The sequence below is a fragment of the Streptomyces sp. NC-S4 genome, assembly GCF_054353315.1.
Genome location: NZ_CM135937.1, coordinates 3424771 through 3435813 on the forward strand (window position 1 = coordinate 3424771; position 11043 = coordinate 3435813).

Below are 11043 nucleotides of genomic sequence, written 5' to 3' on the forward strand. Positions count from 1 at the left end.
GGCAGCCCTTCAGGCGGCGGTGGAGGTAGGGCGGTGCGCCTCGCGGAGCCGTGCGAGGAAGTCGTTAACGGCTTCCGCTGGCACTCGACGAAGACGGCCGATGGGGACGGACTCCAGCTGTCCGGAGCCGATGAGGTGAAAGCACGTGGTCCGACCGATGGAAAGTCGACGGGCGGCCTCTTCGACCGTCAGCAGCAACAGCGTTGGATCGACCACGTGGGAGGCGGCGACATGGGCGTCGTGCATGGGCTCGCTCCTTGGCGGGCCGCCACAGAAACCACGAAATACACAGAAACCCGGGGCAGGACTGCTGACCTGCGGGAACAGGTCGCTTAGAGCCGGTGGGTGGGCTGCCACAGAAAGGGCGGGAAGTCCCACAGAAATAAGCGGGCCGGGGTGGGCTCGTATTTGTGTGGTCCTTCTGCGGGTTTCTGTGGCAGCCGCCCGGGAGCCCGCTGTGAGCGGCATACGCGCAGGTCAGGGGCCTGGTGGGGCTATTTCTGTGATTCTGTGGTTTCTGTGGCGGGGGTCAGAGAGTGGGTTCGCTCAGCTGGGGGTGGATGAGGTAGCGCGGGGACGGCGGCCGGCCCCTGCCTCCGGTGCGCTGGGCGGGCTGGCAGCGGACGTACCCGTGGTCTTCCAACAGGTCCAGCGCGGGGTCCAGATCGGCGACCGTGGGGAACTCGGAGCGGGAGAGCTTCACCATGAGGTCGCGCTTGCTGACCTCGGTCCACTTCTGGGTGCGCAGCAGTTCCAGCACGGTGTGAGCGCGGGAGGCGGTGTGGTCGGCACCCATGAGGTCGAAGACGGCGAGGGCGTGGCCCGTGAAGTAGTCCGAGAGCTTGACCGCGTCGCGCATGGTGTCGGCGGTGATGGGCTGGGTGTGCCCGTTCTCGGTGTGGGCGGCCAGGTGCAGCAGTCCTGCGAGGCGGCAGGTCGCGCCACCGAGTTTCGCGGCCCAGTTCCTGATGTGGCCGAGGTCGCCGCCGCGCTTGCGCAGCCGCGGTTCCTGTCGCCGCTCGTAGGCGGCCAGCGCTTCGTTCGCCTCGGGGGTGAGCTGGAGTACGGCCGGGTCGGTCCAGCCTGCGAGAGCCATCGTCAACGCGGTGACGCGCTCCTCGTAGGCGTCGGCTACGTCCTCGGAGAGAGGCTCGGGGAGCACTTCCCGGTAGCCCACAAGGTCTTCGGGTAGGGAGTACAGAAACCGGCCCAGCAGTCCCCGGTCTCCTGCGCCTTTGATGCGGCTGATGTCTTCCAGAACCGAGGGCTGGACCGTCTGTCCCATGGTGAGGGCAGGGGTTTCGATGAACTCTTCGCGCCCCCTGCGGTCGACGCGCAGCCGGTCGCCTGCCTGCCCCTTGAGGAAGACTTCCATGTTGGGGGTGCCGGAGTAGCGTCCGGCGATGATGTCGAAGATGCCGCCCTCGGCGGACATGACCGAGAGCCTGCCGCTCTGTTCGGCCAGCAGCGAGGCGATGACCTCGGGGGTGGCGTCATCGGCCAGGAGACGGGGCTTGGTGGGCACGACGATGGACTCTGCGACCTGCGCAAGACCGATGGCCTCGGCCACGAGCTGGTCGCGCTTGTCCGCCTCCGCGCGGGCTGCCTTCGCAGCCGCGTTGTCCGCGACTTCCTTGGCGAGCTTCGCCGTGAGTTCGGCTTCGATGATGGCGCCAGCCGATGCTGCTGCCAGCAGTGCCTCGCACCTGTAGAGCGGGTTGGTCATCAAGCTGAATACCGCCGATTTCCGGCTGCCCGGCGGCAGGGCCATCACGACGAACAGGTTGACGGGCTCGCGCCACCGGCCTCGAACGTGAACGACAGCGCGGCCCCCGGCGGCCGTGGACAGGACCGCCAGGGCGAGCGAGGCGGCAGCGTCCACGGACGTCTGCGTCTCCTCTGCCACGCCGCGCACGAAGTCTCCGAGCCAAGCCGGGAAGACCTCGGTGGGGAAGGCGGGGAGTTCCCGGCGGGCGGTGAGCGGGATCAGCTCGTCCCACGGGGCGGCGGCTGCCCGCTCGGCGTCCAGTGCTTCGAATCCGGCCCACAGTTCCGAGCTGTCCACGGGCTGTGTGGTCATGCCGCCCCTCCCAGGGTGTTGCGGGCGCTGCGCTGAATGCCGTCACGGATGCTGGCCGCGATCCGGGATGGCGCGAGGCCCTCGGGCGCGGCGGCGGTGAGCGCGTCGGTAACTTCCGTCTCGGTGAGGGTTCCGGCGGCGATGAGGCGGCCGAGGGCGTAGGCGGCGTTGTAGAGCGTGTTGTTCTGGGTGCCGGTGGTAGCGGTCGCGACCTTGGCGACTTCGCCGTTGAGCGCGGCCGCCGCGTAACGGTCTGCCTTCCCGATCCGGGCACGCAGCACGGCCACAGGGACGGGGGCGGGTGCGGGCGGTGTCGTGAGGAGGTCACAGAGCCACGTGGGGAGAGCAGTGGGGGGCGCGTCGTGAATGATCTCGTACGAGCCGGTGCCGACCGTGCTGCTGGCCGCGACCACGTACCCGCCCCAGGCTCGCGTATCGACCTTCCACCCCAAGCGCCCTGCGCTCCCACGCAGCCGCTTTTCGGCAGGGGCGGTGAAGTACAGGTGCTGGCCGCCACGGCGGGTGCGCACCGTGAACGTCTCGGTCGGCAGCCGCTCACCGGCCCGCTCGCAGATCATGGCGAACACGTCCAGACCATCTGTGGCCCCGGCCCATTCTTCGGGCGCGGGTCCGTCGTCGTCCTTGGGGAGGTCGAGGTCCACGACGAGGAGTCCGGCGGGGCCGGTGGCGATGCCGACGTTGTAAGGGGCCGCCTGCCAGCATGCCGTGATCTGCTCGGGGTCGAGGGTGGCGCGCTGTTCCGGGGTGCGGTGGCCGTCCGTGCAGCGTCCCGTGCCGGGGCAGTTGCGTTCGGGGTGCCCTGCGGGCCGCTTGTCCCCGGGACGGAGCGGAAAGACGGGCCAGCCGCGTTCAGCGGCCGCGAGGGCGGCGATCAACAGGTGGGTATTCATGCTGCCCCCTCCTGGCTGCGGGTGATGAACGCGGTGGCGATCCAGCGGGTGTAGGCGGGTGGCAGGGCCTCGCGCAGGGCAAGGTGGTCGGTGGACCAGTCGATGCCCTTGGCTTCGCGGATCTCGGCGACGGTGGCCTTGCCACCGCCCTTGCCGTAAGCAGCGACGTAGGGACCGTCGAAGTAGGCGCCGTGCCTCCAGCCCCGCACCCTGCCCCGGTGCGCGGGGTGCGCCGGCTGCGTGGCGGTCCAATTGCCGAGTTCGAAGTAGCGGTGCATGAGCACGGCCAGGCCGAACTGTTCACCGCACAGCCGCAGGTCTTTGCGGACCTCGGAGCGGGCCACGTTCTCGATCACGTAGGGCCGTCCCACGGTGTCCAGGGCGGCACGGGTGGGGGCGATGAGGCGGGGGTGCTGGCGGCCGGTGCGGGCGTTGCGTGCGGCGTTCGTGCCCTTGGTCGGTGCCCCTTCCCCCTGGCAGGGCGGAGAGGCGTGGATGAAGTCGAACTCGCGGCCGTGCTCGCGGATGAACTCGACGGCGTCGCCCTGGTGGAAAGCGTCGCCGCAGTAGTCGGGCTGCGGGCTGACGTCCACGCCGGTGACGTGCCAACCGAGGTACTGGTATCCACGGGCCGCGCCACCGATGCACGAGTAGGCGTCAAGCACCCGCAGGCGGGATCGCCGGATCGGGGTGGGTTGCGTCATGCTGGGGGTTCTCCTGTTTCTGCGAAGGGACGGAGAAGCCGGGGCGGTCGCGGTCTTGTGGTGAGAGGCGACCGCCCCGGGCACAGCTAGAGGTCGGTGAGCGCGGCGGTGGGGATCTCGTAGACGTCGATGACGTCGTTCACGCCGTGCCAGCGACCGGGGACGTGGTGGATGTAGACCACGTGCAGCGGGATGCCATCGCGGCCGGTGAAGGCGTACACGTTGACCGCGTCCACGTTCTTGGGGCTCTTGCGTGCGCTGCGGATGTGGGACAGGGCCGCGATCACGCTGATGCGCTCGGGCCGGTAGCTGAGACCGTCGACCTGCGTGTGCATCGTGGGGTGCTGCGTGGCGCTGAGGGTGGGGCTGGTGCTCATATCGGTTGGTCTCCTCAGAGGTGTCGGATCCAGAGGGCGTATTCCTGGCGGACGTAGCCGCGGGGCTCGCGGACGCTGTCCGGGTGGTCGGGGGTGTAGGGGCCATTCGCGTAGCCGGACGGGCCGAGGCCGGCGGCGTGGTCGATGTCCATCAGCCGGCGGGCGGCTTCGACGGCGAGGGTGGCGGCGTCGCCGCCCTCGGGGTCGTCGTCGGTGAGGGCGATGCGGTCCAGGAGTGCGGCTTTGCGGAGCCAGAACTCGCGGACGTGGATGCCGTGCAGGCAGTCTCGGGCGCCTCCGGCAGTCCAGCCGATTTCGCTGACGATGCTCGGTGCGGTGGCGTACGCCATTTCAGGCGCCGGCCAGTGGCTGGGCCGCTGGTGAGCGGTGACGTACAGACGGACGCGTCCCCCGTTGCGGGTGGGCCGCTGGCGGACCGCGCTGGTCGTGAACGTGTCGGACAGAGTCCTGGTGATCTCGGGGGCTTCGGTCGGGGCGCAGATGACGCGGATCTCGAACATGGCGTCAGTTCTCCTGTTCGGCTTCGGTCTGTACGGCCATGTCATCCACCTGAAGCAGCAGTTCGCCCAGCTGGAGGCGGGTGAGCCGCTGGGTGTAGGGCTGGTCCAAGCCGTCCCAGTTCATGTCGAGCGTCACAACCTCGAAGGGGTCGATGTCCATGCGGATGCTCCTTGGGTCAGTGGTCGTGCTTGGCGGGGAGCTGGGGCAGGCCCGAGTCCGTGATGGCGTGCGGGTTGAAGCCGGGGAGGGTGGCGCGGGTGATGAGGGCGTTGGCGAGCTGCTCGGCGTAGGCCGCGCCGGAGCGAGCCACCTCGATCTGTGCTCCGGCGCGGAGCGCTTCGACGCGTTCGACGTGCGCGTGGTCCTCGCGGCGGCCTAGGGTCTGCCGCTCGTGCGCGACGCTCTCGCGGCGGTCGGTGCGCCAGTAGCGGGCGGCGAGTCCGTACGCGACGGCGGTGGCCAGCGCCCACAGCAGCACCGGCAACGAGAGGCCATCGGCATATCCGGCGACCCCAGCCAGGGCCAGGCCACCGGATGCGGCGAACGCGGTTCCGGCGATCACGCTTCCCCCGGAGCGATTGCCGGAGGAGAAAGCGCCGGCCGCTGCCGCTCCGGTGGCGAGGACGACCATCAGGGCCGCGTTGCCGATGGAGTGTTCGGCGCCGTTGGCGTTCCAGATCCGGCCCAGGATCAGCACGGTCGTGGTCGCCACAGCGGGGGCCGCCTTGGGGGCGAGGTCGATGGCCCAGTGCCGGTAGGTGATGGGCTCGTTCATCCCTGGCTCCCCAGGTCCGAGACGGCCTTGATGATCGCGGTGGTGAGTTCGTTGATGGGGCCGGAGGCGCCGGTGGAGGCGAGGAAGAAGCCGAACATCATGGCGACGAACGCGGAGCCGTAGCCGAGGGTCTTGGAGCGGAGGAGGAAGAACAGGACCAGTCCGAACAGGGCGACGAGCGAGAGGGTGATGGCCATGGGGTTATCCCTTCGGGGCAAACGTCTTGCGCGGGGCGGGGTTGGCGTCGCGGTACAGGCGCAGCCAGAGGTTGTAGAGGTGTCGGCCGGTGCGGATGCGCTTGCCGTGGCCGTCGCAGCGGCGGCAGTGCTTGCCGCGCTTGAGGCGGCCCTTGCGGTCGGTCTTCATCGCAAAGCCGAAGCCACGGCACTTGCGGCAGGTGCCGAACGGCGATCCCACACACAGACCGATGTAACCGAGAGTGATGAAGAGCAGGCAGGCGCTAGCAAGGAGAGTGAGGGCCATGGGGTGCCTTCCAGACAGGGTTTCCGGCGTTTTCGCAGGTCGGCTGCTAGGTGCGAGATCGCTGATGGGGGCCAGTTCGGGGTGCTAGCGGGGGTGCTAGACCTAGCAGCGTGGGCCGCTAGGTCTAGCAGCGGTGCGCGTCAGCTTCCGGACCGCTTCCCATCACGTTGAGTGATGACGGTGGTGATATCGGCGCGGGCGATTCCGCGTCGGGTGGTGCCCTTGCCGGCGGTGGTGGAGCCCCAGACGTCCTGGGCGGTGATGCCGTGCGGCTTGAGGTTGGTGGTGACCGTCTCGGCCTTCCAGCCGCTGTAGACCTCGGGGCGAAGGGCGGCAAGGCGGGCGGCGACTTTCTCGTTCCAGACCTTCTCCTCATCGGCCGGCACGACCCTGAGGATGTCGGCCAGCAGATCGAAGGAGGCTTCGCCGCTTTCGGGTTGCTGGCCGATGGCGTGGCCGGTGACGTTGCCGTACTCCTCGCGCATCCGGCGGGCTCGCACGACGACCTGTTCGGCGCCGAGCGCGTCCACGAACGCGGAGGCCACAATGCGCGGGTCGTCGCCCTCACCGGCCATCCAGCAGATGCCGCGGTCGGTGCGGGAGAACATCGTGGCCCGGTACCCGGCCTTGTACATCGAGGTGCCCAGCACCATGTCGTTGGCGGGCTGGCCCATGACCTTCAGGCAGAACCGCAGCACCGCGTTGGCGGAGATGCCGGTGGGCAGCGACTTCGCGTCGGGGCGCTGGGTGCCGAACAGGGTCACCATGCCGAGGGCGGGGCCGCGCTTGCCGAGGTCGGTGCAGATCTCTTCGATCTCGGCGCCGTACTTGTCGTGCTCGAAGGGGACCTGGCACTCATCGAACGCGGCGACGATCGGGTGCAGGCCCAGGGCCTTGTCGTTGGCCAGGTCCGGGGTCACCTTCGACTCCGGGCAGCGCGAGCGCGGCAGGGACTTGATGGCCTTGGCCCTGCGGCGCAGTTCCTGGCGCAGCTCTCGCAGCGATTCGAGGACGTAGAGGATGTCCTCGTCCTCATCGCCGGCCCGGTAGCGGTGGCAGACCGGTTCAAGCGCGCCGAAGTCGCCGGTGCCCTTGAAGTCGAACGCGTAGAGCTGGGCGCGGGGGTCCAGTGCGGCGATGAGCAGGAACAGGCGCATCAGGAACGTCTTGCCCATGCGGGGGATGGAGCCGACGACCACGGAGGCGAACATCAGGGTCACGGCGACGTCGCCCATGCGCTGGTCATTGCCGAAGACGACCGGCTTGAACAGGTCCACGCTGCCCGACTTCAGCAGCGGCCAGGCGGGCTTCTTGGTCTCGTTCATGGGCTTGTCGCCCACCCACAGGATCAGCCGGCCCTCGTGCTCCGTGGGGTCGGCCGAGGGCCAGACGGAGCCGACCTTGCGGCGCAGGCCGGAGGCGAGCGGCTTGCGGGCCTCCATGATGTCCTCGGGGGTGACGCCCCAGGGAAGGTCCAGGTCGGCGCGGTAGCCGGGCCCGTCCCGGGTGATCTCCGAGGTGAACCTCAGGCCGTTCATGTCGCCGCCCTTCTTGATGGCGGCCGACAGCTTCGCGTTACCGATGTTGTCCAGCGCCCGGAGCACAAGCGTGCCCGTGAGCTTCTGGAGTTCGGTCTTCAGCACGGCGGGCCCGATCACCGGCTGATCCTGCGGGGCGCCCCAGAAACCGGCAGTGAGAACCGCGGCCGAGGCGAGCACGGCGAGCCAGCCGGGGGCCATCACGTACATCGTCAGCGCGAACGCCGTGCCGAAGATCAGCGCCACTACGGTGACCAGGGTCCGCAGGCGTACCCGGCTGTCGCGCTGCCGGGAGAGCTTGAGGTACTCGGCGGTGTTCTCCTTGTAGACCTCGTAGGCCCTCAGGGGGGCCGCCTCGGCGTCCCACACCCACCGGTTGGTGTCGCGGACCAGCCGGGCCATGCCGCGCGGGGCGAGCAGGCCGAGCTGGAGCGCGTACCAGGGGGTGCGGATGCCGTGGAAGGCGGTGGCGTAGAACGCGTTGCTCGCGGCGCGCTGGGTGGTGGAGACGAACCCCGCCTTCGACTTCAGCCAGGTCGGGATGATCGGCAGGCGCTTGTACGTGGTGACGCCCGGGGACGGCAGGTCCGGCGAGTCGACCGGCCGCGGCCGGGGCGACTCGTCCTCGTCGTCGCCCGGGTCGGCCGGCAGAGCTGCCGGGGCGGGGGTCGGGTTGGCGGGGCGCTTGGTGGTGATGTCGAAGACCTCGGCGCCGGGGCGCTCCAGGTCCTCGCTCGGGTCAGTGACGTGGACATCAGACACGGTGGGTCTGCTCCCTCTGCGTGGCGGAAGTCGGGCGGGTCAGGCGGCGAGCTGGGGCGCGTCGGCGCAGCTCACGCACATGCCGAGCGAGGTCGGGATGCGGTATCCGACGTCGGTGCGGCACTCGGGACAGGTCCGGCGTGCGGCGTTCGCCTTGGCGAGCGCGGACGCACGGCCGGGGGTCATGGGGCGTACGGGCTTGGCCCGGTCGACGTCGTAGAGGTAGGCAGCCCGGATCCCGGGAGTGCCCGGCCTGCGGTAGCGGTTGGAGCGCCACAGCACCTGAGCGACCACGTCCTGACCTCCCGGCCGCAGCCCCTGTTCGCGGAGCTGTCGGCGGGTGGCCAGGCCGAGCGGGGCCAGGTTCCACGGGTAGGTCGGGATCCCGAAGCGTTCCCCGCACGGGTCCCAGAACCGCGGTTGCGCGGCCATCAGGCGGCCGTCTCAGTGGCGGTCGCTGCGGCGGCCCGCTCGGTCTTCAGGGCGTCGCGCAGCAGGCGGCCCCGGGCGGACGACGTGCGGACCGCCTTGCGGATCGCCTCGGCTGTCAGCTCGGCGTCAGACCAGTCGGCCGTGACCGACCGGGCCTCATCCAGCAGCTCATCCGAGTCGCGCACAGGCCGGGCTGTACGGGCCGACTTCGGCACCCGACCGGTCGCCCGACGCGGAGACGACTCGACAGCCGCGACCGACTTCACCGGAGCCGACTGAGCAACCTCGACCGGCTCGACTACCGGAGCCGCCTCAGGCACCGCCACTGACTCGATGACGGGCAGCGGGTCGGCCGACCCAAGAGCGGGAAGGTCGGCTGCCACGGTCGGTGCGTCCGGAGTCGACTCGTGCAGGTCAGACCCCAACCGATTTACGGTGATCTCAACCCTTTCATCCTGGTTTGCGGAGGCGGTGAACATGGCGGACAGAGCGGCATCCGCACCGCTGGTGAGCCGGTCACGCTGAACGTCCAGGAGCCGGGCACCCAACGAGGCGTCCCCCACCCCGACCTTCCGGGCCAGCCGCCACGACGTTCGGTCGGACCACTTGCGCACCAACCCCGACGGGTGGTTCGCAGCACGGGCCCGGTGGTAGGCCAAAGCCCGCACCACCGTGGCCGCCTCAGCTTCGGCCTCGGCATCGTGGCCGTCCTGGTGGACCACGATCCGGCGGGCCAGGAACGCCATGCCCTCGGCCGCCACGCACATGCCCATCGGGGTCACGGCGTAGATCACGGTGCGGCCCGGGTCGTCCGCGGCCATGGCCGCCATGACCGACGCGGCAGCGGGCAGAGCCCACAGACCCACCCGGATGATCCGGGGCGAGGACTGGCCGAGCATCGTCAGCCCGAGCAGCACCAGCGCCAGAACCGCGGTCGCACCCTCACCGGCCGCCACCGCCCCCAGCGCCGTGCCAGAGCCGTAGGCCCGGCTGATGTTGCTGTAGGTACCCACGCCCCCGGCGACACCGGTGGCAAGCATGGGCACGAACGCGGCGGTCAGAACGACCTTCTGCACTGTGGTCAGTGACCTGCGGGTTGTCATCACGCCGCCTTCCCGCTGGTGCCCCGGCGGCCGTCGCGGCGGCCGTTGACCGTGCTCATGGAGGGGACAGTCAGCCGGTGCGCGATTCGCCAGCCGCCCCCGACCTGCTTGGCCCTGTACATCTGCTCATCCGCGCGCCGCAGCAGGGTGGACAGCTCCCCAGTACCGGTGCGGTGGTAGGCAGCGCCGATGGACGCGTGGACCCCGATCGGCCGGCCGTCGAACGGCACCGGCTGGCCGAGTCGGCCGGTCAACATGAACAGGTCCACGCGCAGCTTGTCGATGCCGTAGCCGGGGATGACGGCGGCGAACTCATCCCCGCCCAGCCGTCCGGCAATCCCGGCGTGCTCCTCGGCCCACCGGCCCAGGCGCTGCCCGGTCTCGCGGATGACCGCGTCCCCGGCCGCGTGGCCGAGGGTGTCGTTGATCTCCTTGAACCGGTTGAGGTCCAAGACGAGAACGGCGCGCTGGGATCCACCAGAAAGGCTCTTGCGGGCCCGCTCCTCGAAGGGGTCCCGCGTCCACAGGCCGGTCAGCGGGTCGCGGTGGGCCGCCTCGATCCGGCGCCGCATCCACAGGCTGTGAACCGACCAGCCGGACGCGAGGGGAAGGGCGGCGGACAGAGCCGTCATGGTGTGGCTCATGCCGCTTCCCCCGTCCGGGCGGAACGGCCGGCGTCGCGGGCTGCGGCCCGCAGGAAGGGAACCGTGCGGGTGAGCGCGTCGGCGTAGAGCGCGTCCCACGCGGCGATCTCGTCGCCACCCTCACCCAGCGCGGCCAGCTCCGCGATGACCTCACGGGCCACCGCCTCACGGGCCGAACGCTCCTGGAGCGTCTCCGGCCCGAGCGGGCCGCGGAACAGGTCCCGGTCCAGCCCCAGGGGCAGTTCATCGAAGCCGAGCGCCAGCTCCTCGAACTCGGCCGGGTTCACGATCTCGTGATTACCGATGTACGAACGCATGTCGATCTCTCCTGAAGAGCGAAGGGAACCGGGGCGCCTCGGTCCGTGGTGAGAGGCAGCGCCCCGGTGGTGAAGCCGGAACTTCGCGGCTCCCCTCCACCCCGCCCGTACGTGATGGGCGGGGGAGGCAACCGGCCGCAGGCTGCGAGCACTGCGGAAGGGAGAGCAAGCCGTGCGAGCAATGCCGGGCGGTGAAGCCCGCAATTACCTCGCACGGCGGTTGAGCGGTGACGCGAAGGGCAAGGCCGCCGCACCGGTCCAGTGCGGCGACCGCCGAGGGTCTTAAGCGGCTCACGACGACTCCTCTGTAGGCGGTCAATGTCTGTGGGAGCGGGCTTCACCCGGTTCCGCTCGATCCGGAGGCGGTCCCTGTCTCCGGATGTCGTGGCGGCCCA

Annotated in this window: 15 protein-coding genes; all 15 read right to left on the reverse strand. The window is 70.0% G+C overall.

The genetic code is table 11. The features are described 5' to 3' along the window. Positions 1-9: 9 nt before the first annotated feature. The 15 genes from ACXNSR_RS15045 to ACXNSR_RS15115 all read right to left on the reverse strand — a co-directional run bounded on the left by ACXNSR_RS15045 (position 10) and on the right by ACXNSR_RS15115 (position 10648). Positions 10-246, reverse strand: a complete 237-nt coding sequence (locus ACXNSR_RS15045) for an excisionase family DNA-binding protein (protein ID WP_458642531.1) — start codon at positions 244-246, stop codon at positions 10-12. 283 nt (positions 247-529) lie between these two features. Further along, entirely contained in the window at positions 530-2080 is a 1551-nt protein-coding gene (locus ACXNSR_RS15050; protein WP_458642532.1) for a YfjI family protein, read from the reverse strand. Beyond that, positions 2077-2991 (reverse strand): bifunctional DNA primase/polymerase, encoded by a 915-nt coding sequence (locus ACXNSR_RS15055; protein WP_458642533.1) that lies wholly within the window; start codon positions 2989-2991, stop codon positions 2077-2079. Before ACXNSR_RS15055 ends, ACXNSR_RS15050 begins: the two co-directional genes overlap by 4 nt. Then, positions 2988-3695: a class I SAM-dependent methyltransferase gene (locus tag ACXNSR_RS15060; protein ID WP_458642534.1), complete on the reverse strand. Its 708-nt coding sequence runs from the start codon at positions 3693-3695 to the stop codon at positions 2988-2990. Before ACXNSR_RS15060 ends, ACXNSR_RS15055 begins: the two co-directional genes overlap by 4 nt. Positions 3696-3781: 86 nt before the next feature. Next, on the reverse strand, positions 3782-4072 hold the full coding sequence (locus ACXNSR_RS15065; protein WP_458642535.1) for a hypothetical protein: 291 nt from the start codon (positions 4070-4072) through the stop codon (positions 3782-3784). A gap of 14 nt (positions 4073-4086) precedes the next feature. Beyond that, positions 4087-4593: a hypothetical protein gene (locus ACXNSR_RS15070; protein WP_458642536.1), complete on the reverse strand. Its 507-nt coding sequence runs from the start codon at positions 4591-4593 to the stop codon at positions 4087-4089. Between the two features lie 4 nt (positions 4594-4597). Continuing rightward, entirely contained in the window at positions 4598-4753 is a 156-nt protein-coding gene (locus tag ACXNSR_RS15075) for a hypothetical protein (RefSeq protein WP_458642537.1), read from the reverse strand. Positions 4754-4769: 16 nt separating this feature from the next. Continuing rightward, a complete protein-coding gene (locus tag ACXNSR_RS15080; RefSeq protein ID WP_458642538.1) occupies positions 4770-5369 on the reverse strand; it encodes a hypothetical protein in 600 nt (199 codons plus the stop codon). After that, a complete protein-coding gene (locus tag ACXNSR_RS15085) occupies positions 5366-5566 on the reverse strand; it encodes a hypothetical protein (protein ID WP_453784173.1) in 201 nt (66 codons plus the stop codon). Before ACXNSR_RS15085 ends, ACXNSR_RS15080 begins: the two co-directional genes overlap by 4 nt. 4 nt (positions 5567-5570) lie before the next feature. Further along, the gene (locus ACXNSR_RS15090) at positions 5571-5852 is read right to left on the reverse strand and encodes a hypothetical protein (RefSeq protein WP_458642539.1); all 282 of its coding nucleotides are present in this window, start codon (positions 5850-5852) and stop codon (positions 5571-5573) included. A gap of 140 nt (positions 5853-5992) precedes the next feature. Further along, positions 5993-8152, reverse strand: a complete 2160-nt coding sequence (locus ACXNSR_RS15095; protein WP_458642540.1) for a cell division protein FtsK — start codon at positions 8150-8152, stop codon at positions 5993-5995. Positions 8153-8191: 39 nt separating this feature from the next. After that, positions 8192-8584, reverse strand: a complete 393-nt coding sequence (locus tag ACXNSR_RS15100) for an RRQRL motif-containing zinc-binding protein (RefSeq protein WP_458642541.1) — start codon at positions 8582-8584, stop codon at positions 8192-8194. Continuing rightward, positions 8584-9687: a conjugal transfer protein gene (locus tag ACXNSR_RS15105; RefSeq protein ID WP_458642542.1), complete on the reverse strand. Its 1104-nt coding sequence runs from the start codon at positions 9685-9687 to the stop codon at positions 8584-8586. The genes ACXNSR_RS15100 and ACXNSR_RS15105 overlap by 1 nt, the downstream gene beginning before the upstream one ends. Further along, positions 9687-10331 (reverse strand): GGDEF domain-containing protein, encoded by a 645-nt coding sequence (locus ACXNSR_RS15110; RefSeq protein WP_458642543.1) that lies wholly within the window; start codon positions 10329-10331, stop codon positions 9687-9689. The genes ACXNSR_RS15105 and ACXNSR_RS15110 overlap by 1 nt, the downstream gene beginning before the upstream one ends. Next, on the reverse strand, positions 10328-10648 hold the full coding sequence (locus ACXNSR_RS15115) for a hypothetical protein (RefSeq protein ID WP_458642544.1): 321 nt from the start codon (positions 10646-10648) through the stop codon (positions 10328-10330). The genes ACXNSR_RS15110 and ACXNSR_RS15115 overlap by 4 nt, the downstream gene beginning before the upstream one ends. Positions 10649-11043 lie beyond the last annotated feature (395 nt).